The organism is Streptomyces sp. NPDC101151, assembly GCF_044768335.1.
In the GTDB taxonomy this organism is placed as follows: Bacteria; Actinomycetota; Actinomycetes; order Streptomycetales; family Streptomycetaceae; genus Streptomyces.
Map to the genome: position 1 here is coordinate 327911 of NZ_JBIWPP010000003.1, position 21300 is coordinate 349210.

The following is a 21300-nucleotide window of genomic DNA, read 5'->3' on the forward strand; positions in this document are numbered from 1 at the left end:
GAGCGTCCCCAATCCAATAGGGTGTGACATATTACTGAGGCGTCGGAGTGATTCGGAGCGATGTGGCAGGCCTGCGTCGGTCGGGTCAGTCCTCCTGCTCGGGCAGTTCCGCCAGCACGCCGAGCGGCACCGGCCGGGCGAACGGCCGTCGCCCGGGGGTGAGCGGGCATCCGGCCAGACCGGCCACCGCCGGCCCGCACATCCGACCCTGGCACCAGCCCATCCCGGCCCGGGTGAGCAGCTTCACGGTGCGCGGGTCCCCGGCTCCGAGCGTGTCGACGGCCGTACGGACCTGCCCTGCGGTGACCTCCTCGCAGCGGCACACCACTGTGTCGTCCGTGATCCGGTCGGCCCAGTCGGCAGGGGGGACGTACACCGTGTCGAGTGCCGCGAAGAACTCCCGCAGCCGGGTGCGGGCCCGGGCGGCCGCGGTCCAACGGCGCGGGTCGGGCGCGGTACCGCGCAGCCGGGCGGCGATCGAGCTGCCCGCGATGTGCCCCTCGGCGAGCGAGAGAGCCGCACCGCCGATCCCGGTGGTCTCCCCGGCCGCCCAGACGCCCGGCACATCGGTGCGCTGCTCGCCGTCGACCCGGACGTCCGTCCCGGACAGGGTGCAGCCGAGGGTCTCGGCGAGATCGGTGTGCGCCAGCATGCCGTGCCCCACCGCGAGGGTGTCGCAGGGGATGCGGCGGGTGCTGCCGGGCCTGAGCCGTCCGTTCCGGTCGAGCGCGGCGACGGTGACCGCCTCCAGCCTGTCGGTGCCGTGCGCCTGAACGACCGTGTGGCGCGACAGGACGCGGACACCGTGCCGGAGCAACTGCCCTGCATACCAGGCGCCTTCGGCGAGCTTTGCGGGCTGTGCGGCCAGTGCCGGCGCCCGTCGCAGCAGGGCCCCGGGACCGGCGGACTCCACCAGCGCCGCCACACGGGCGCCCGCCGCGGCGAGTCCCGTGGCGACGGGCAGCAGCAGGGGTCCGGTGCCGGCGACCGCGGCCCTGCGGCCCGGCAGCACCAGGCCGCCCTTGAGCATGGCCTGCGCGCCGCCGGCCGTGACGACTCCGGGCAGCGTCCAGCCCGGGAACGGCAACACGCACTCGTAGCCACCGGTGGCGAGCAGTACCGCGTCGGCGCGGACGGTGGCACCCTCGTCCTGCAGGGGGCCGCGCAGCGCATGCACCGCAAACGCCCCCGAATCCCCTTCCACACACCAGACATGGTGATCCGTCAGGTGAGTCACCCTGCCTGCGGTGACGTGCCGGTCGAGTCCGTCCCGCAGCCGTTCCCAGGTGCGCCACTGGTGGTACAGGGCCTGCGGGCGGCGCGCGCCGAGGGCGGCCGCGGGCTGCCGGTAGAACTGGCCGCCCGCCTGTTCGGCCGCGTCGAGAAGGGTCACCCGCACGCCGCGTGCGGCCGCCGCCAGCGCCCCGGCCAGGCCCGCCGGCCCTGCACCCACGACGGCGAGATGCGGTCGCTCAGTCATCGTCCCGGCCCGTCCCCTCCTGTGTGCGGATCACGTCACCCGGCCGCACCGGGACCAGACAAGCCCGTTGGTTCGCCCTCCCGTTGACGGTCACCAGGCAGTCGAAGCACACCCCGATCCCGCAGAACACCCCGCGCGGCCGGCCGGCGCCGCGCGTGCTGCGCCAGGAGGTCACCCCGGCCGCCCACAGCGCGGCCGCGACCGTCTGGCCGGGCAGTGCCTCGACGGGCCGGCCGTCGAAGGTGACGGTGCACGCGGTACCCGGCCGCGCACGGGTCAGCTCCATCGGATTCATGGGGTGTCGCCTCCGCTGGTCCCAGGGGCCGCGGTCGCCTCGAACCGCTCCGGACGGAAGGGCACGAGATCCAGGTCCGCCGACTTCCCGGTCAGTGCCTGGGCGATCAACTGCCCGGTACCGGTGGCCAGTCCGATGCCCGCCCCCTCGTGACCACAGGCGTGATACAGGCCGGGTACCCGGGGATCGGGGCCGATCGCCGGGAGGTGATCGGGCAGATAGGGCCGGAATCCGGCGTACGTCCGCAGCGCACGCACCCGCTCCAGGAAGGGGAACAGTCCGATCGCCCCGGCCGCCAGCGCCCGTACCGCCCGCAGGGACAACGAGCGGTCGAGACCGACGCGTTCCCGGGACGCCCCGATCAGGACCGGCCCGGCGGCCGTGCCCTCGACGACCGGGGAGGTCCGGAGCGCGGCCGAGTCGCTCGCCACGTCGGCCACGTAGTCCGCGGCGTACACCTTGTGCCGGACCATGCACGGCAGCGGCTCGGTGACCAGGACGAAACCGCGCCGCGGGAGGACCGGCAGGCGCACGCCCGCCAGCTCGGCGAGGTCCCCGCCCCAGGTACCGGCCGCGTTGACCACCGCCGGTGCGTGGATGTCCCCCTGGTCGGTACGGACGCCCAGCACCGCTCCGTCCCCCGCGCGCAGCACCCCGGTCACGGTCCGGCCCGTGTGCAGGTGGGCGCCGGAGACGCGGATCAGGTGGGCGGCGGCCAGTGCGGGCATGACCTGGGCGTCCTGCGGATAGTGGACGCCGCCTGCCATGCCGGGGGCCACATGCGGTTCCAGCTCCCGGAGTTCGTCCGCGTCGACGGGGCCGGCCGTGACGCCGGCGGCGCGCTGGCCCGCGGCGAAGGCCGTCAGCGCGCCGAGTGTGCCCGGAGTCGAGGCGACCACCACACCGCCCTTGGGCTCGTACTCGACCGACGCCCCCAGTTCCCCGGCCAGTTCGGTCCACAAACGGGCCGACAGCAGGGCGAGTTCCAGTTCGGGTCCGGGCTCCTTGTCGGAGACCAGCAGGTTGCCCTCGCCGGCGCCGGTGGTGCCGCCGGCCACCGGGCCCCGGTCCACCACCCTCACGTCGAGGCCGGTCCGTGCGGCGTACAGCGCACAGGCCGCGCCCACCATCCCGGCTCCGACGACCACGACATCGCAGGTCAGTCGCTTCGCCACGTCAGTACTATGTCACATGTTTCTCTCTGTGAGGAGACCCCGCACCGGCCCGGTCGCCCCGGCCCGAGTCCCAGGCGTGGACGCCCCCTTGACGTCGCAGGACGCCGGATCGACACTCCAGGGAGGGAATCCTAGTGAACAGGTAGGGAAACATGGTGCGCCTCAGGACGGTCGTCGGCCGAGCGGGCCGTACGCCGTTGCGCACGCCCCTGCTCACCTCCCGCCTGCACATCGACCTGCTGCGTGTCTGCAGCGCCATCAGCCTTCAGCGCTGAGCGGGCCCGCCCCTCCTACGGCCCACCCACCGACGACGCTTCCGCCGCGCGTACGTCCACGCGCCTGCATCAGGGGAGACGCATGTCCATCACTCCGCTCGCCGCCGTCCCGTCCGCCCACCGCACCGCCCCCGCCTTCCGGGGCCGGATCGGCGAGGACGCGCGCAGCGGCCACTACGCCGTGCCGCACCGCTACCGGCTCCATCTGTCCACGGCCTGTCCCGACGGACTGCGCCTCGCCCTGGGCCACAGCCTCCTCGGCCTCGACGGCAGCTGTCCGGTCACCTTCCTGCCCGCCGTCCCGGACCGCCCGGGCGGCGGCCACTCGGCCCTGAGCCCGCTGTACGAGGCGAGCGCGCACCACTACACCGGGCCGGCCCTCGCGCCGGTGCTCAGCGACGACTGGTCCGGGCGCATCGTCAGCACCCACACCGCGGACATCCTGCGCGACCTGGACCGCTTCCGCCGGAACGGGCGCCCCTCCCTGTACCCGTGCGGCACGGAGAGCCAGATCGAAGCCGTGGAACGGCTCTGCGCCGAGGGCATCCAGGAGGCCGCACAGCGCGCCGGACGGGCCGACGCCGACCCCGCGGCCCGGGCCGCCGCGCTCGATCTGCTGCTGGACACGCTGGGCAGGCTGGAGCGCTACCTGGAGGGGGAGGAGTACGTCGTCGGCGGCCGGCTCACCGCCGCCGACATCGAGTTGTGGGTGTCCCTGGTGCAACTGGACACCGTGCACCGGTTCCACCTCGACGCCTCCGCCGTGCACCGCATCGCCGGTCACCCGGTGCTGTGGGCCCACGCCCGGCGCCTGGCCGCCCACCCCGCCTTCGGCGCCCACCTCGACCTCGACGGCATCGCCCGCCGCCACCACGGCCACTGCCAGGGGCTGGAGGCCGCCGGAGCCGCCGTCCAGATCCTCGACTGGACGCGCCACGCCGGGGACACCCCCGGCACTTCCCGCAGGTAGGGGCGTGCCGGGCAACTTCCGTCCCCTGGACGGCCGTTGACATGCGAGCGGCCGACTGCCTCTGCTTGCCGCCCAGAACGGTCATGAGCGCCGGCGCCAAGCCCTGGTTCGCTGACCGGCAACCCTCGCGACGCGGTGGGGTGCCCCAGGTGACGACCGGACCGGACGACGTTCTCGGCAAGCGCGAAGGCCCCGCCGGGCCCGGAACAGTGACAGGTGACGCCATGTACGCAGCTCTTCGGACGGCCACGGGCCGCGCCCGGAGCTGCGTACCGCCGAACGTGCCGAGTTCGACTTCCTGTTTCTCGACTCCTCCAGGAACAGGGCGTCTTCCGCGCCGGCTACGAGGGCACCACCCTGCGCGACCACCTGGGACTCACCCACCCCGACGCCGGCTCCCCGGCCGGGCGGACCGCCTCGTGACGCTCCTCGCCCCATCCTGATCGTGCATGGCTCGGGTCCGGTCGCTGCGGCGCGGTCCGAACCCGGCGCCGGTCTCAGGAGCTGAACCCGATGACGCCGAACCCGGGCCGGTCCGCCGCATGCCGCATCCAGCCCAGGCACTGCATGACGGCCTCGACGACCTCGGGTTCGAGCGGCGGGGCATGACCCGCCGCCTTGGTGGCCTCGAACTGTTCCAGCGCCCGGGCTATCTGCTCGGGCGTCCACTCACCACAGCCCGGAACACAGGTGTACGGCAGCGGGCCGGGCAGGTCGGCGTAGCTGAAGGACTCCACGGACACGGCGGTGATGCGCAGCGCGGCGAGACCCTCGTCCACCACCGACAGCCAGTCGCCCCGGAACGGCATGAAGCAGTCGTTGGACAGGAAGGAGCCGGTCAGTTCACAGATCCGCTTGTACGCGTAGCCGTACTGGAAGGCGTGGTCCTTGTCCTCGCCGAACGGCCCGCCGTGCACCACGGCCCGCAGCGCCTCGTACGCGGTCGGGGCACCCTGCTCGATCTCGTGCCGGAAGTAGTCGTCGTCCCGGGCGAGGTCGTCTGAGAAGTTGCCGCGGACGGCCTCGAGGAGCTGTTCGTCACCCGAACCGACCAGGGCCCGCGTCGCGGCGACGTCCAGCAGATACACGCTCAGTCCTGAACTCATGCCCCGAACCTATCGGGCGCCACTGACATCACGGCCGTGGCGTATCGCGTCGGACGTCGCCCGGCCTGCGGGGCGAACGGCGCGACGGCGTGGTCGAGGGACGTCTCCCTCCCCCGAAGGCGACGTCCCTCGACCGCTCCCCCGGTGCCCGGCTGTGGCCTGGGCTGCCAGAGTGCCGTCCGCCGGGGCCGGGCGCCTGAGTCGGGGGCTACTCAAGTCGCCCTGTATCAAAGCTGAGTAGGCGTGCTCCAGTGTGTGTGACGACTTACGAACAGGATGCGAAGACTCTCGAACTGCCCTGGCCGTTCACCGGCCGGGAGGACGAACTGGAGCTGGTGCGCAGGTCGTTGGCGGCCGGACGACCCGGCATCGTGGTGACCGGACCGGCGGGCTGCGGCAAGACCCGGCTGATCACGGAGGCGGTCCCGGGCGCGGACTGCGCCCGGGTGACCGGGACGCCCGAGACCCGTGGACTGCGTTTCGCGGCCTTCGCGCACCTGCTGCCCGACACCGTCTCGCTGCACCGCGCGGTGCACCTCCTGTCCGGTGTACGACTCCTCGTCGTCGACGATGCCCAGCTGCTCGACGAGACCTCCGCCGCGCTCGTCCACCAGCTCGCCGTGCACGGACGCACCCGGCTGGCCGTCGCCGCGACGGACGGTGTGCCGGCGCCGGGCGCGGTGTCCCGGCTGTGGGCGGGCGAACTGCTGCCGCGCCTGACGCTGGAGCCGCTGCCCCGCGAGGACACCGCCGAGCTGCTCGCCCCGGCCGGTCTGGAGCCGCTCACCGTGGGCCGGCTGCACCGGATGTGCCGCGGCGATCTGCGGCTGCTGCGTGATCTGCTCGGGGCGCTGCGCCGGTCCGGCGGGCTGGTCCGCGTCCGGGAGACCGGCGAGTCGGCGTGGCGCGGACCGGTCCCGGTCACCGCGACCGTCCGCGACCGCCTCGCCCCCGTCCTGGACCGGACCGGCCCCGGCGAGCGCGAGACACTCGACCGCCTCGCCTTCGCCGAGCCCCTGCCGTTCGCCCTGGACGACCTCGACCTGGACGTCCTGGAACGCCTGGAGGCGGACGGCCTGATCCAGGTCGACGACCGTGGTTCCGTGACCCTTGCCCACCCTCTGCACGGCCCGGCCCTGCGCGCCACCGCCGGCCGGCTGCGGGCGCGGCGGCTGTCCCGCACACCGGACCGGTGCGGCCCGGCTCTGGAGGCCGAACAGAGTGCCTTGGAGCGCGGGTTGGCGCGGCAGGACGTCCGGGCCACGCCGACCCCGGTGGGGGACTGGCTGCTGTCCGAGGGGCTGCCGGTGCCCGCCGGGTACGCGGCCGTCCGCGCCCGGTACGCCCGGCTGCGCGGAGAGCTGCGGGAGGCGGCGGCGTGGGCGCGGGAAGGATTGCGGGCGGCGCCGCACGATGCCGACTGCCGTACGGAACTCGACTTAGTCGCCGGTCAGTTGGGCGAGGAGACGGGCTCGGGCATGTGGGCGGCGGCCGCCCGGGGTGACATCGACACCGCGCTGGCCGGGATCGTCGGGACCGATGTGTTCGCACGCTACGACGCCGTACGCCTCGGCGCGCCCGAGCGGGTCGCCGGGCGGCTGCCGGCCGACGGCGTGTTCGCCCGGCACGCCGAGGCGCTCGCCCGGGGTGACGGGCCCGGCCTGGACCGGGTCGCCGAGGCGCTGGAGGAGCGAGGCTTCCTGCTGTTCGCGGCCGAGGCGCACGCACAGGCCGTACCGGCGCACCGTGACCCGCGCGCCGCCCGCCTCTCCCGGACCCGCGCGGTCGCGCTGGCCCGCCGCTGCCAGGGTGCCCGCACCCCCGCACTCTCCGGGCTGGTGCTCGGCGAACTCACCGCACGGCAGCGGCAGATCGTCACCCTCGCGGCCGCGGGCCTCAGCAATCGGCAGATCGCCGAGCGGCTGACCCTGTCCGTCCGTACCGTCGGCAACCACCTGTACAGCGCCTACACCCGGCTCGGCGCGAGCGACCGCGGCGCGTTGCCGTGGCTGACGGACCAGCCGGAGGCGGAACCCGCCTGAGCAGGACCACTGGTCGACCGCGCACCGCAAGGGGCTGCGCTCACGCCGCCCCGAACGCCGCGAAGGCCCATCCGGTCGCCTGATGGACCGCGTCGCCGGGCTGCGCGGCGCGGGCGTCACGCAGGGCCTCGGCCAGGCTGAGGCCCGCGTCGAGGCCCTTGTGCAGGGCGAGCATCAGCGGGACCACGGCGGCGTCGTTGACGGGGGCGCTGCTCGCGACCACACCGGCCGTGCCCAGTGGGAGCAACGCCGTGACCAGGCCGAGGAGTTCGTCCGCGCCGACCGAGGCGAGGCGGGCGGTGTCGCAGCTGGAGAGGATGATCCGGTACGGGCTGCGGGCCAGGCGCTCGAAGTCGTGCACGATCAGCGGGCCGTCGGCCATCCCCAGCGCGGAGAACAGCGGGCTGTCCGCGCGGAACGTGCCGTGCGCGGCGAGGTGCGCCAGGGCCGCGCCGTCGAGCTCCTCCAGCACGCGCGGAACCTGTGCCGCCTCGCCCTCCAGGACCGTCGCCGTGCCGTACCGGTCGGCCAGTTCGGGCACCTCCGCGCCACCCGTGGCAAGTCCCGGACCGCGCACCAGCACATGCCGGCCGCCGGGCGGCGGCTCGGTCTCCAGGGCCCGCAGCCAGCTGCCCGCCGACGGCGACACGCTGAGCACCCGGTCCCGCAGCGCGGGCAGCAGCGCCCATGGCACCCGGTGCAGCGCGCCCGGCGGCACGATCACCACCGGCCCGGACCCGAGATGCGATACGGCGGCGCCCAGCAGCAGCTCCTGCAGGCGCCGGCCCGCCGCCTCCACCAGGGGCAGCCGCGCCTCGCCTCCCGGATGGGCGAGCCGCCGCAGCCCGGCCTGCACATGTTCGGCCTCGGCAACCGCCTCCGCGAGCGCCCCGCCCGCGAACCGCCGCACCCGGCCCTGTCCGCACAGCAGGACGTGCACCCGCCCGTCCACCACGGCGAGTTCGACCAGCCGCGCCCGACCGAGCCGGCTCAGCAGGCGGCCGGCGTCGAAGCGGTCGCCGTCGCCGGGCGCGTCACCGCGCATGTGGTGGGTGCGCGAGCGGATCTCCCGCTCCAGCCGCCGCTGTTCGCGCTCCAGGGCGGGAACCGGGCGGCCCTCCCTGCGTGCTTCCTCCGCGCGGGCCGCGATCTCCCGGTAGGCGGTCAGGCTGCCGAGCAGCGCCGGATCGGCGGGCGGCCGGGCGGGTGGCGCGGACAGGACGGTCGCCCGCCAGCGCTCGCTCCACTCCAGCAGCCGCCTGGGACCGCCGCTCTCAAGGCTCGCCTCCTGGGCGAGCGCGGCCAGTTCGGCGCCCTGCGCGGTGGCGCGGGCCCGCAGTTCTGAGGCGCCCAGCGTCATCCGGTGGTCGTCGAGGACGTCGAGGCCGCGCCGGCACGCCTCCAGCACCCCGCGCCCCGAACCGGCCGCGCGGGCCCGCAGCGCCTGCGCCGCCCAGCCCGTCATCCGGGCCCGCGGCGGCCCGCCGTGGCGGCTGCGCGCGGCCACCGCCAGATGCCGCTCCGCGTCCGCCGTCCGGCCGAGGGCGAGCGCGATCCGGCCGGCGAGCAGCGAGGCCTCGGGTGCGGCGGGCGAGCCGAAGGAGGACAGTCGCTCGGCGGCCGCCGCCGCGTCCGCGACCAGCCGTCCCGACCTGCGCCCGGCCGCCGCCCGCGCCTCGATGAGCACCAGCCGGGCATGCGTCTCCCACCAGGTCCGCCGCTGTCCGGCGAACAGCCGTACGGCGTCGGCGGCACGGGCGATGGCGGTGTCCGGGTCCCCGGCCGAGCGCGCGGCCCGCGCGGCGGCCAGCAGCAGCTCGGCCTTGCGGGTGGACTGTCCGCCCATCCGGTCCAGCAGCGCGATCGCCGTGTCCGCTTCCACGAGGGCCTCCGGGGCGAGCCCGGCCGCCATCAGCACCTCGCAGCGGCGGATGGACAGCATGAACGTGGGCGTGCCCAGCTTGGCGTACCGCTCCTCGGCCTCGTCCAGCAGCCGCAGCGCCGCCGGGATGTCCCCGGACCGGAACGCGGCGAGGCCCCGGCTCTCCACCGCGTCCGCCTTGTCGTGCTCCTGGCCGGTGGTCTCCCACAGCCGTTCCGCCGCCGTGAAGTCCGCGACCGCCCGGTCCACCGCGCCCAGCGCCAGATGCACCGTGGCCCGCAGGGTGAGCGCCCGCGCCGTCCAGATGCCGTCGCCGGCCTGCCGCAGCACCGGCAGCGCCCGCCGTACGTCCTCCAGCGCCTCCCGGTGATGCCCCAGCACCCACCAGACATAGGCCCGCCGGTACAACACCCGTGCCCGGGTGTGTCCGCTGCCCCGTGCCACACCCCGCTCGAACGACGCGAGTCCCTGTCGCGTGCGCCCCGCGTGCACCAGTGCGACCCCCAGCGTGGCGAGCACGTCCGCCTCCCGATCGGCCGACTCGGCGCGCGCGGCGAGGTCCCGGGCCCGGCGCAGATGCCGCAGGGCGATCCTCAGATCGCCGAAGTCCCGCTGCCAGATGCCGAGTACCTGATGGGCGACGCTGGCGTGCAACGGCGACGGATCGGCGTGCAGAACCTGATCCGCGCGTGCCACGGCCTCGCCCGGGTCGGCGAACACCATCGGCAGCAGTTCGAGGACCGTCTCGCTTCCCGCTGTCACCCCTCGCATGGTAGTGGCCTGGGCAAACCCGTCACACGGGTTCTCCGTGGTCTCCTCGGGCTGTACCGGACCTACATGCGGCCTGTATCAATCGGTCGTCGGGCGACTCTGACTGTCGGAGACCGTCTCAGGGGGAGGACTCACCATGGCACCTCAGCGATTCCACGAGCAGTTCGGCCACATCCAGCGCGCGATGCCCGACATCGCCCTGGCCATGGGGCCGGACGACGACGCCCACTTCCTCTACGAGAAGGGCGTCGTCCTCGCCCGCGACGGGGAGGAGGCCCGCGTGGTCGAGGACGCCGTACGCACCCACTTCACCGACACCCAGGGCCTGGTGCCCGACCATGTGCGGCGGGCGGGCCCGGAGACCAACCGCACCGGCGTCACCCGCATCCAGGTCGGCGACCCCGCCCAGGGAGACGACGTCGTCCCGCACGCCCTGCGCGCCCTGCGGGAGGCGGAGGGACGCCAGGGCCGCCGGATGGTCAGGCGCAACCACGTGATCCACATCGCCCCGGTCAACGCCTGCCCCGGCGACGAACCCGTACCCGCGCCGCGCAGCGAGCCGCCCAACCCGGCCGCGCAGGAGGGCCTCCACGACCCGGACACCGCCGTCGGCGTCCTCGTCATCGACACCGGCCTGATGCACGACTACCGCTCCTACCCGCTGCTCGCCCACACCGTCGGCGACCCCCAGGTGAGCGAGACCGACGCCGAAGGAATGCTCCACCAGTACGTGGGCCACGGCACGTTCATCGCCGGGATCGTGGCGGCCGTCGCGCCCAACACCGACGTCACCGTGCGGGGCACGCTCAGCGACGTCGGCGCCATGCTGGAGTCGGAGTTCGGCGCGAAACTCTTCGAAGCCGTGGACCGGGCCGGCTGGCCCGACATCATCAGCCTCTCCGCGGGCACCTCCACCGGCTCCGGCGAGAGCCTGATCGGACTGGAGGCGTTCATGCGTGAACTGCGCGAGCAGCGCACGCTGTTGGTGGCAGCGGCGGGCAACAACGGCAGCGACACCCCGTTCTGGCCGGCCGCCTACGCCTCCCTGCCGGAGTACGAGGACAGTGTGCTCTCGGTCGGCGCGCTGCGCGGGGACGGCGAGTCCGCCGCCTGCTTCAGCAACCACGGCCCCTGGGTACGCGTCTACGCCCCGGGCGAGCGGCTGACCAGCGCCCTCACCGGCTTCGGCACGCCCGTGCCGTACGTCTACCAGCACTCCACCTACGACGCCTGCCGGTTCGGCTCCGGCTACGCCTGCACCTGCCAGTACCCCCGCCACACGGGTGTGCTGAGCGAGGCCCGCGAGAGCACGGCGTCCAAGCCCGACCAGGTGATGTTCGACGGATTCGCGCAGTGGAGCGGTACCTCCTTCGCCACACCGGCCGTCGCCGCGCTCGTCGCCGCCCACATGACGGCGCACAAGGAGCGCGACCCGCGCGCGGCGCGCACCCAACTGCTCGCCTCCAGCACGGAATCCGCCGAGGTGCGCGGGGCGCACGTCCCGGTGCTCCGGCCGCCGTCCTGGCGCCCGGTTTCCGTCGCGATCCCGGCTCGGCCCGCATGAGGGCCGGAACCCTCCGCTCCACGGCGTACGATGACGTGCCGTACACGAGGGGTGGAGCCGTGGACCGTACAGAGGTCGGCGCGCTGGTCAGGTCCGCCGTCGACGGCGACGCCGCGGCCTGGAAGGCGCTGGTGGAAGGGATGAGTCCGCTGGTGTGGTCGGTCGTGCGCGCACACCGGCTCTCGGACGCCGACGGGCACGAGGTCTACCAGACCGTGTGGTTCCGTTTCGCCCAGCACCTGGGCCGGATCAGGGAGCCCGACAAGGCCGGTGCCTGGCTCGCCAGTACCGCCCGGCACGAGTGCCTGAAGGTGCTCAAAGGACTGACCCGGCTGACGCTGACGGACGACCCGCAGGTGCTCGACCGGGCCAGCGACGAGCGCACACCGGAGCAGTCGCTGATCGACGCCGAGGAAGAGGCGGACCAGGCCGAACGGATCCGCAGGCTGTGGCAGGAGTTCGAGGCGCTCGGGGAGCGGTGCAGGCAACTGCTCCGCGTCCTCATCGCCTCGCCTCCGCCCAGCTATCTGGAGGTGTCGGCCGCGCTCGGTATCGCGGTCGGCAGTATCGGACCCCTGCGCCAGCGCTGTCTGCGCCGGCTGCGGGCCCGGTTGGACGCACGGGGGGCGGTGTGAGCGCGATGAACGGGAACGACATGCCCGAAGTGGGCTTCGACGACGGTGAGTTCGACGGCGATCTGCTGGAGGAGGAGCTGCGCCAGGCGGCCGCCGTGCTGGACCCCGTCCCGGTCGAGCTGCGTCAACTGGCGCTCGAGGCCTATGCGTTGCACGATCTGGACGCCCGCATCGCCGAGCTGACCTTCGACTCGCTCGTGGACGCGCTGCCGGTCAGGGGAGTGCCGGACTCCCCGCGGATGCTGACCTTCCGTGCGGGTGAGCTGACCGTCGACGTCGAGGTCACCGGCGAAGGGCTGATCGGGCAGGTGCTGCCGCCGCAGTCGGCGCGAATCGAGGTGCTGGGCGGCCCGCAGACGGCCCGGCCCGTCACGGTCGACACCCTGGGCCGCTTCACGAGCGAGCAGTCACCCGCCGGTCCGTTCGCGCTGCGGCTGCGGACCGGCGGTGAGGTGATCGTCACGGAGTGGCTGCGGGCGTGAGGGCAGGGGTGCGGGGGATCCTGCCCGGTGAGGGTGCTGGTCTCCCTGATGCCGACCACCGGCGCGGACGGCGGAGCCTGTCCGCCGGGTGTGCCGGTCTCCTCGGTGATGCCGACCACCGGCACCGGCGGTTGAGCCTCTCCGGTGAGGGTGCTGGTCTCGTTCATCATGCCCACCGCCCTCGTACGCGCCCCGGCCGCTGTCCTGCCGGAGTGCTCCCGCCGGAGACCTGCACGGCGTCCACGAGCGCGGCCAGCGCGGCGGCGAGCCGGTCAAGACCCGGCCCGGCAGGCCCGCCCGGCTCGGCCATGTACGTGTCCCGCCGGATCTCCACCATCAGCGCGCTCACCCGCCGGTCCCGCCCGTAGTACTCCAGCGGCACATAGGTCCCGCTGAACGGACTGTCCAGCCCTGTCTCCCCGCAGCCCGCGAACGCCTCCCGCGCGGCCTCCCTCAGCTCCGGCGGCGTGTGGAAGGGATCCGTGCCGAGGCACACGGGCGGACGCGGGCCCGCCCCGTGCAGCTCGTACGGCAACGGCTCGCTGGGGTAGGAGTGCACGTCGATCACGACGGCCCGCCCGGTCGCGGCGAGCCGCCCCGCGACCGCCTCGGTCATCGCCCGGGCGTACGGCCGGAAGTACCGCTCGACCAGCGGCCCGGGGTCGGTGTCCGCGGCCCGCAGCGCGTCCCGGTGCGTGGTCCGCGTGTACACGGCCCCCATCCCCACCGCGAGCATCTCCTCGCGCTCGTCCGGGAACCGCTCCGGATCCACGACCAGCCGCGACAGCCGGTTGACGAACCGCCAGGGGGTGAGTCCGGCCCGCCCGGCCGCCCGCCCGGCGATCCGCTCGGTGTGGGAGTCGGTGATGTGGTCCAGCTCCCGCTCAAGCGCCGCGTCGTCCAGCAGGATCCCCTTGCGTACGTCGTCCGGTACCGCCCGCGCGGAATGGGGCACATGCAGCAGCACGGGCGACTCGGCGGCACCGGGGAGGAGTTCGAACGAGGGGGCGGGCTCGGTCACGGGCTGCTCCAGGGGCGTTGTCGGTGGCGTGCTGGAGGATCAAGGTGTCACACCGGCACCGAACGAGGGCGGGCGGGAGCATCCGAGGACGCGGACACCGAGGAGCAGGTCGAGACCCGGGCGTGGTGAGCGGTCGGCCGAGCGGCGCCCTTGTCCCGAGGGCTCTGGTGAGCGGGCCGGAAGCGCGACCTGCACACAGCTCCGCCCCGGCCGGGCAGTGCCGACCGGGGCGGAGACTTCAGGGACTCTCAGGCCATCAGGCCGTCCGCGTCAGCTCAGGGACGCGAGCGCCTCGTTCCAGGTCGCCGACGGGCGCATCACCGCGTCCGCCTTGGCCTTCTCCGGCTGGTAGTAGCCGCCGATGTCGGCCGGGGAGCCCTGGACGGCGTTCAGCTCGTCGACGATCTTCTGCTCGTTCGCCGCGAGGGTCTCGGCGAACGGGGCGAAGGCCTTCGCCAGGCCGGCGTCGTCGGTCTGCCCGGCCAGCTCCTGCGCCCAGTAGAGGGACAGGTAGAAGTGGCTGCCGCGGTTGTCGATGCCGCCGACGCGACGGGTCGGGGACTTGTCCTCGTTGAGGAAGGTCGCCGTGGCGCGGTCGAGGGTGTCGGCGAGGACCTTGGCGCGGGCGTTGCCGGTGGCCGTCGCGTACTGCTCGAAGGAGGGGACGAGCGCGAAGAACTCGCCGAGCGAGTCCCAGCGCAGGTAGTTCTCCTTGACCAGCTGCTGGACGTGCTTCGGCGCGGAGCCGCCGGCGCCCGTCTCGAACAGGCCGCCGCCCGCCATCAGCGGGACGACCGACAGCATCTTGGCGCTGGTGCCCAGCTCCAGGATCGGGAACAGGTCGGTCAGGTAGTCACGGAGGACGTTGCCCGTCACGGAGATCGTGTTCTCGCCGCGGCGGATGCGCTCCACGGAGAGCTTCGTGGCCTCGACCGGGGGAAGGACGCGGATGTCCAGGCCCTCGGTGTCGTGCTCCGCCAGGTACTGCTCGACCTTGGCGATCAGGTTGGCGTCGTGGGCGCGGCCGGCGTCCAGCCAGAACACGGCCGGGTCGCCGGTGGCGCGGGCGCGGGTGACGGCGAGCTTCACCCAGTCCTTGATCGGCGCGTCCTTGGTCTGGCAGGCGCGGAAGATGTCGCCGGCGGAGACCGTCTGCTCCAGGACGACGTTGCCGTCCTGGTCGACCAGGCGGACGGTGCCCGTGGTCGGGATCTCGAAGGTCTTGTCGTGGGAGCCGTACTCCTCGGCCTTCTGCGCCATGAGGCCGACGTTCGGGACGGATCCCATGGTCGACGGGTCGTAGGCGCCGTTGGCGCGGCAGTCCTCGATCACGGCCTGGTAGACGCCGGAGTAGGAGGAGTCCGGCAGCACCGCGAGGGTGTCGGCCTCCTGGCCGTCCGGGCCCCACATGTGACCGGAGGTACGGATCATGGCCGGCATCGAGGCGTCGACGATCACGTCGGACGGCACGTGCAGGTTGGTGATGCCCTTGTCGGAGTCGACCATCGCCAGCGCCGGGCCCTCGGCCAGCTCGGCGTCGAAGGAGGCCTTGATCTCGGCGCCCTCCGGCAGGGCCTCGATGCCCTTGAGGATGCCGCCCAGACCGTCGTTCGGGGTCAGGCCGGCGGAGGCGAACGTCTCGCCGTACTTCGCGAAGGTCTTCGGGAAGAAGGCGCGCACCACGTGACCGAAGACGATCGGGTCGGAGACCTTCATCATCGTGGCCTTGAGGTGCACGGAGAAGAGGACGCCCTCCTCCTTGGCGCGGGCGACCTGAGCGGTGAGGAACTCGCGCAGCGCCGCGACGCGCATCACGGAGGCGTCGACGACCTCCCCCTGAAGGACCGGTACCGACTCCCGCAGGACGGTGGTCGAGCCGTCGTCGCCCTTCAGCTCGATGCGCAGCGCACCGGCCTCGGAGATCACGGCGGACTTCTCGGTGGAGCGGAAGTCGTCCACGCCCATGGTCGCCACGTCGGTCTTGGAGTCGGAGCTCCAGGCGCCCATGCGGTGCGGGTGGGTCTTGGCGTAGTTCTTGACCGAGGCCGGGGCGCGGCGGTCGGAGTTGCCCTCACGCAGCACCGGGTTGACGGCGGAGCCCTTGATCTTGTCGTAGCGGGCGCGGATCTCGCGCTCCTCGTCGGTCTTCGGGTCGTCCGGGTAGTCCGGCAGCGCGTAGCCCTTGCCCTGCAGCTCGGCGACGGCGGCCTTCAGCTGCGGGATGGACGCCGAGATGTTGGGCAGCTTGATGATGTTGGCCTCGGGGGTCTTGGCCAGCTCGCCCAGCTCGGACAGCGCGTCGGGGATGCGCTGGTCCTCGTTCAGGTACTCCGGGAAGACGGCGATGATGCGCCCGGCCAGCGAGATGTCGCGGGTCGCCACGGGCACACCGGCCTGCGAGGCGTACGCCTGGATCACCGGCAGGAACGAATGCGTCGCCAGGGCCGGGGCCTCGTCTGTGTAGGTGTAAATGATGGTCGAGTCAGTCACCGGGTGCTCCGCTCCACGTCTGCAACATTGCTCGACATCAAGATATCTCGTGAGTGAGCCCGGCTCGACAGGGGTCCGGAATCGGAATGTCCCGGCGTCGGACTCCGGGCCCCCGGGACGGGGACCGGCCCGGCCCGCGCCCGGAGCGGCTCGCTCCCCTTCTCGTGCGCGCGGATTCTGTTCTCCCTGCAACCGTTGCCGGGTCCAGGTGGTCATGACAAGTGGTTGATGATCACCAGATCGCCCACTGACCGACGGCCGGACCTGACCACCCGGCCGCCCGAGCGAAAGCGGACCATGAGATATCGCAGCAGAGTGACGGCCCCGGCGGCCGCTCTGATAGGCACGGCGGCGGCACTGGCGGCGGGCTCGCCGGCCCAGGCGGCGCCCTCCGTGACGGGGAAGGGCGGCCGTGCCGCCAAGCGCACGGCCGCGGCGGGTCCCGGCCCCGAGACCCTCGGCGACCCCGTCTTCCCCTCCCTCGGCAACAAGGGCTACCGCGTCTCGTCCTACGCCCTGGACTTCACGTACGACGCCACGGCCAAGAAGGTCGACGCGATCGCCACCCTGAAGATCCGCACCGACCGGCCGCTGACCCGTTTCTCGCTGGACGCCCTCGGCCTGGACATACGTTCCGTGCGCGTCGCCGGCGTCACCGCCACCTTCGCCCAGGCGGGCGAGAAGCTGCGGATCACGCCGGCCACGGCACTCGCGGAGGACTGCGCGGCCACGGTCCGCGTCGAGTACGCCGCCGACCCGCGGCGCACCCTCGCGCACACCGCGTGGGTACCCACGCCGGACGGGTTCGCCGTCTGCCCGCAGCCGAACTCCGCGCACACCGTCTTCCCGTGCAACGACCACCCCTCCGACAAGGCGGACTTCAGCTTCCGCATCACCGTGCCCAGCGGGCTGCGCGGGGTGGCCAACGGCACGCTCACCGGTACCGAGACGCTGACCGGCGGCCGGACGGCGTACTCGTACGTCTCGGCCTCGCCGATCGCCACGGAGCTGGTCCAGATCACCGTCGGCGACTACGTGATCAAGGACCGGCAGGGCCCGCACGGACTGCCGCTGCGCGACGTCGTCCCCCAGGCACGGGCCGCCGCCCTCGAGCCCGCCCTGTCCCTCACCCCCGGCCTGGTGACCTGGGTGGAGAGCCGTCTGGGCGCGTTCCCCTTCGAGACCTACGGCCTGCTGCCGTGCAACTCGGACGACGCGAACGCCTTCGACTTCACCGGTCTGGAGACCCAGACCCTCACCCTGTACAAGCCGAACTTCCTGCTCCAGGCGGAGAAGAGCATCGGCTCGCACATGATGCACGAGCTGGTCCACTCCTACTTCGGCAACCTGGTCAGCCCCGCCACCTGGGCCGACCTGTGGCTGAACGAGGGCCACGCCGACTTCTACGGGCTGCTGTACCGCTACGAGCGCGGCTGGACCGACTCCCTCGGCCTGACCACGATGGAAGCCCGTATGAAGGACACGTACGCGCGTGGCGACCAGTGGCGCCACGACTCGGGCCCGGTCGCCGCCCCCAACGAGACCAACCTCTTCGACAGCCAGCGTTACCTGGGCGGCGTGCTGGTCCTGTACGCGCTGCGGCAGCTGGTCGGCGAGAGCACCTTCAGTGCCATCGAGCGCAAGTTCCTGGAGCGGTTCCGCAACTCCTCCGCCGCCACGGTCGACTACATCGCCGTCGCCTCGGAGGTCTCCGGCCAGGACCTGTCCGGCTTCCTGAACGACTGGCTGTACGGCACCAAGACCCCGCGGATGCCCGGCCACCCCGACTGGACGGTCACCCCGGTCGCCTCGTCCTTCGCCGCACCGCACAGCCGGCGCGGTGGCCACTGGCACGAGAACTCGGCCACGCTCTGATCGGCCGTGGCGGGCGGAGCCGGGCCCGGTTCCGCCCGCCACCTCGGGCCGGGAATCCCGCAGAGCCGACCGACGGACCGGACCGCACCGGCTCTAGTCGGTCACGGCGGAACCCGAGGGGACATCCTCCGCGCTGCGCTGCTGCGGAATCACGACCGCGCCCTGCTGCAGCGCGACCGTCCTGGTGGGTGCCGGGATGCGGATGCCCTCCTCGCGGTAGCGGCGGTGCAGGCGCTTGATGAACTCGTGCTTGATGCGGTACTGGTCGCTGAACTCGCCGACGCCGAGGATCACCGTGAAGCCGATGCGCGAGTCCCCGAAGGTGTGGAAGCGGATGGCGGGCTCGTGGTCCGGGACGGCGCCGGTGATCCCGGTCATGGTCTCGGCGATGACCTCGGACGTGACCCGCTCGACATGGTCCAGGTCGCTGTCGTAGCTCACGCCCACCTGCACCAGGATCGTCAGCTGCTGCTCGGGACGGGTGAAGTTGGTCATGTTGGTCTTCGCCAGCTCGCCGTTGGGGATGACCACCAGGTTGTTGGACAGCTGGCGGACCGTCGTCTGGCGCCAGTTGATGTCCACGACGTACCCCTCCTCGCCGCTGCTCAGCCGGATGTAGTCGCCCGGCTGGACGGTCTTGGAGGCGAGGATGTGGATGCCCGCGAAGAGGTTGGCGAGGGTGTCCTGCAGGGCCAGCGCGACCGCGAGACCACCGACGCCCAGGGCGGTGAGCAGGGGCGCTATGGAGACGCCGAGTGTCTGCAGCACCACCAGGAAACCGATGGCCAGGACCAGTACCCGGGTGATGTTCACGAAGATGGTCGCCGAGCCCGCCACGCCCGAGCGGGACTGGGTGACCGAGCGGACCAGGCCCGCGACCACCCGGGCCGCGGACAGGGTCACCACGAAGATCAGCCACACCTGGAGGATCTGGTTGACATGGTGCTGGAAGGTTCGGGTCAGCGGCAGCACCGCCGCGGCCGCGGCCGCGGCGCCCGCGATCACCGCCCACGGCACGACGGAGCGCAGCGTGTCCACGATGACGTCGTCACCGCTCCAGCGAGTCCGCTTGGCGTGCTTGGCCAGCCAGCGCAGCAGCATGCGGGACAGGAAGGCCAGCAGCAGGCCCGAGGCCAGGGCGATGCCGGCCAGGACGAGGTCGTGCAGGGTCAGCGCGCGGTTCACCGGTCACCCCCGGGGCGCAAAGCTGCTGCGGAGAGCCTGATGTGAAGTCTCGTCACGTTGTCACCTGCTCGATGTTCGGAATGTGCGATCGTGCTGCCCGCCCGGTCGCCGGCGGTCGGCACGATCGTTCATCCTGCCGTATCCGGCACACCGGTTCGCACCATGGACGACGACCGCCGGTCAGGTCCGTGGAGGCCGCCGGCCCGGCGCACCTCACCGTGGCCTCCCGATCCCGGTCACCGTCGCCCTGGCCCTGTGTCCGTCAGCCGCCCTCGGCAGGCAGGCTGGTGGTCAAGCCAGGGGGCGGCCGCTGACCGGGGGCGCACGGTCCGTTCATGGACTCCCTTGCGGACGGCGGGACTTCAGATGTGGCAGAGCCCCCGCTCGTAGTCGACCGTGGCGGTCTCCTTGGAGTACGCCCACTGCGGGCTCAGCAGCTGTGCGTCGAGCTGCCGGGCGGCGCCGGGGCTCTCCACGATGTATCCGAAGTCCTGCAGCCATGCCGGGTAGAGGTTCTTCGAGCCGAGGTAGAACGCGGAGCCGTCGACCGAGACCAGCTTGTGGTGCTGGGCGTAGGGGTGTCCGTCGGCCCATGTCGCGCTCGGGGAGCTGCGGAAGGTCGCGAGCTGCAGGTTGGAGCAGAGCGCCGCCGTGGCGCTGCGCTCGTCGCCGGTGACCCGGGCGAGCCGGCTGCGCAGTACGTCGCTGATCTCGGAGAGGGACTTGATCTGGGAGTAGCCTCCGCTGCCGACGGCGCCGCGGTTGGCGGGGTCGCTGACGACGATCCGTACCTTGACGCCGGCGGCGAGCTTCGCGGCGAGGGCGTCGTAGACGCGGGTGTCGTAGCGGGGCAGCGGCGGGCAGGTCGCGTTGAGGTCCTGCTGCGAGATCTCGATGTGGCTGCTCGCGCTGGAGATCAGTGAACGCAGGGCGCTCTCCTCGGGGTTGACCGTGTCGTAGGCACGGTCCCCGTTGGTGTTGTCGTGCAGTCCGATCACGCACCGGGTGCCGGAGGTGTCCGGCAGGGACGGACGCCACGCGGAGGCGGGATCGGCGTCCTCGATGCCCACGCCGAGCCCGCCGACGGCGATCACCGGTACGTCGCCGGTGGCCGGGACGGCGCGGGGGTTCGTGTCCTGCTCCATCGTGGCCATGCAGTCCGCTCCGCCCGAGGCGGCGTACCAGACGTCGGCAATGTTGTTCTTCTTGCGGCAGGTCCAGGTCCACAGCCGGTCCAGGTACCGGCCGGCCGTGCCGGCGGCGGGGCCGGTCAGGGCGAGGTCGACGTCGGTGACCGGGTGGGCGGTGTCGAGGTAGTCGCCCTTCCAGTCGTTGATGCCGCCGGTGACCGCGGACTCCCCGTCGACGACCAGGAGCTTGGAGTGGTTCCACGAGAAGGCGGTCTTCGAGGTGGTCATCGAGGCGACGTCGAGCGTGACGGCATCGGCCGCCGGGCCGAGCCTGCCGAGCAGGTCGTCCCGGTACTTCGAGGGCAGTACGGTCATGTGGTAGACGGGCGCGGCCCCGACGAGGACCCGGACCTTGAGCTTGTGGCCCGAGGCCACGGAGGACTTCAGGCCCGCGACGACGGCGTCCTGGAAGGCGCCGTCCGGGAAGGGCGCCAGGCTGGAGATGTCGACGGTCCGGGTCGCCCGGGAGATGTTCTCGGTCATCTTGGCCAGCAGCCGCTCGGTGCCCGCGCGGTCCTTGCAGTCGGCGTCGCCCCAGCAGCCGGGAGTCTGGAGCAGCCAGCCGGCCGGGTCGCCGGCCGAGGAGTCGAGCCGGTTGCCGCCCGTCCGTTCCCACACGTCCCCTTCGAGTCCCGGCGAGACCTCGCGCAAGGTGCGCTCCACGGCGTCGAGATGCGGGGTCGCCGAATCGGCGGCGGTGGCGGGTACGGCGGGCAGCACGGCCAGGGTCAGGGCGCATATGAGTGCGGCGCGCGCCGGACGGCCTAAGCGGAGGGGAAAGATCATCCGCAGAAGTTACCAGGCGGTAGGTGCGTCGCCCCCGGCCGGGGAGGTACGGGCCTCACGGAGCCTGCCGGGGGCG

The 21300-nt window shown here is 72.9% G+C and carries 16 protein-coding genes and 1 riboswitch; of the genes, 7 read left to right on the plus strand and 9 right to left on the minus strand.

Annotated features, from left to right (window positions below):
• Positions 1–85: 85 nt before the first annotated feature.
• The 3 genes from ACIRU3_RS07315 to ACIRU3_RS07325 are packed head-to-tail and all read right to left on the minus strand — an operon-like array spanning position 86 to position 2950.
• Positions 86–1480: an FAD-dependent oxidoreductase gene (locus ACIRU3_RS07315; RefSeq protein WP_404052605.1), complete on the minus strand. Its 1395-nt coding sequence runs from the start codon at positions 1478–1480 to the stop codon at positions 86–88.
• On the minus strand, positions 1473–1775 hold the full coding sequence (locus ACIRU3_RS07320) for a (2Fe-2S)-binding protein (protein WP_404052607.1): 303 nt from the start codon (positions 1773–1775) through the stop codon (positions 1473–1475). The genes ACIRU3_RS07315 and ACIRU3_RS07320 overlap by 8 nt, the downstream gene beginning before the upstream one ends.
• The gene (locus ACIRU3_RS07325; protein ID WP_404052610.1) at positions 1772–2950 is read right to left on the minus strand and encodes an NAD(P)/FAD-dependent oxidoreductase; all 1179 of its coding nucleotides are present in this window, start codon (positions 2948–2950) and stop codon (positions 1772–1774) included. The genes ACIRU3_RS07320 and ACIRU3_RS07325 overlap by 4 nt, the downstream gene beginning before the upstream one ends.
• Positions 2951–3102: 152 nt before the next feature.
• On the opposite strand from ACIRU3_RS07325, the gene ACIRU3_RS07330 reads away from it, so the two are divergent.
• Positions 3103–3225, plus strand: a complete 123-nt coding sequence (locus ACIRU3_RS07330) for a putative leader peptide (protein ID WP_404052613.1) — start codon at positions 3103–3105, stop codon at positions 3223–3225.
• 82 nt (positions 3226–3307) lie between these two features.
• Positions 3308–4195, plus strand: a complete 888-nt coding sequence (locus tag ACIRU3_RS07335; protein WP_404052615.1) for a glutathione S-transferase C-terminal domain-containing protein — start codon at positions 3308–3310, stop codon at positions 4193–4195.
• Between the two features lie 79 nt (positions 4196–4274).
• Positions 4275–4385, plus strand: a riboswitch (SAM riboswitch).
• A 307-nt stretch (positions 4386–4692) separates the two neighbouring features.
• On the opposite strand, the gene ACIRU3_RS07340 is transcribed toward ACIRU3_RS07335, so the two are convergent.
• Positions 4693–5301, minus strand: a complete 609-nt coding sequence (locus ACIRU3_RS07340; RefSeq protein ID WP_404052618.1) for a hypothetical protein — start codon at positions 5299–5301, stop codon at positions 4693–4695.
• 257 nt (positions 5302–5558) lie between these two features.
• Here ACIRU3_RS07340 and ACIRU3_RS07345 point away from each other — a divergent pair, with 257 nt between their 5' ends.
• A complete protein-coding gene (locus ACIRU3_RS07345) occupies positions 5559–7343 on the plus strand; it encodes a LuxR C-terminal-related transcriptional regulator (protein WP_404052621.1) in 1785 nt (594 codons plus the stop codon).
• 40 nt (positions 7344–7383) lie between these two features.
• Here ACIRU3_RS07345 and ACIRU3_RS07350 read toward each other — a convergent pair whose 3' ends face one another.
• Complete coding sequence (locus ACIRU3_RS07350) at positions 7384–9996, minus strand: CHAT domain-containing protein (RefSeq protein WP_404052624.1); 2613 nt, start codon at positions 9994–9996, stop codon at positions 7384–7386.
• 136 nt (positions 9997–10132) lie between these two features.
• Here ACIRU3_RS07350 and ACIRU3_RS07355 point away from each other — a divergent pair, with 136 nt between their 5' ends.
• From ACIRU3_RS07355 to ACIRU3_RS07365, 3 genes are read left to right on the plus strand one after another with little or no spacing between them, the layout of a single operon-like run.
• Positions 10133–11560: a S8/S53 family peptidase gene (locus tag ACIRU3_RS07355; RefSeq protein ID WP_404052627.1), complete on the plus strand. Its 1428-nt coding sequence runs from the start codon at positions 10133–10135 to the stop codon at positions 11558–11560.
• Positions 11557–12195 carry an RNA polymerase sigma factor gene (locus ACIRU3_RS07360; RefSeq protein WP_404052630.1) on the plus strand — a complete coding sequence of 213 codons (639 nt, stop codon included), beginning with the start codon at positions 11557–11559 and terminating at the stop codon, positions 12193–12195. The genes ACIRU3_RS07355 and ACIRU3_RS07360 overlap by 4 nt, the downstream gene beginning before the upstream one ends.
• A gap of 5 nt (positions 12196–12200) precedes the next feature.
• Entirely contained in the window at positions 12201–12677 is a 477-nt protein-coding gene (locus tag ACIRU3_RS07365) for a hypothetical protein (RefSeq protein ID WP_404052633.1), read from the plus strand.
• 166 nt (positions 12678–12843) lie between these two features.
• On the opposite strand, the gene ACIRU3_RS07370 is transcribed toward ACIRU3_RS07365, so the two are convergent.
• Positions 12844–13698 carry an N-formylglutamate amidohydrolase gene (locus ACIRU3_RS07370; RefSeq protein ID WP_404052636.1) on the minus strand — a complete coding sequence of 285 codons (855 nt, stop codon included), beginning with the start codon at positions 13696–13698 and terminating at the stop codon, positions 12844–12846.
• Positions 13699–13968: 270 nt separating this feature from the next.
• Positions 13969–16188 (minus strand): NADP-dependent isocitrate dehydrogenase, encoded by a 2220-nt coding sequence (locus tag ACIRU3_RS07375; protein WP_404052639.1) that lies wholly within the window; start codon positions 16186–16188, stop codon positions 13969–13971.
• A gap of 297 nt (positions 16189–16485) precedes the next feature.
• On the opposite strand from ACIRU3_RS07375, the gene ACIRU3_RS07380 reads away from it, so the two are divergent.
• Positions 16486–18063, plus strand: a complete 1578-nt coding sequence (locus ACIRU3_RS07380) for a M1 family metallopeptidase (RefSeq protein WP_404052642.1) — start codon at positions 16486–16488, stop codon at positions 18061–18063.
• Positions 18064–18156: 93 nt separating this feature from the next.
• Here ACIRU3_RS07380 and ACIRU3_RS07385 read toward each other — a convergent pair whose 3' ends face one another.
• Positions 18157–19248 carry a mechanosensitive ion channel family protein gene (locus ACIRU3_RS07385; RefSeq protein ID WP_404052645.1) on the minus strand — a complete coding sequence of 364 codons (1092 nt, stop codon included), beginning with the start codon at positions 19246–19248 and terminating at the stop codon, positions 18157–18159.
• A 362-nt stretch (positions 19249–19610) separates the two neighbouring features.
• Positions 19611–21224 carry a phospholipase D-like domain-containing protein gene (locus ACIRU3_RS07390; protein WP_404052648.1) on the minus strand — a complete coding sequence of 538 codons (1614 nt, stop codon included), beginning with the start codon at positions 21222–21224 and terminating at the stop codon, positions 19611–19613.
• Positions 21225–21300 lie beyond the last annotated feature (76 nt).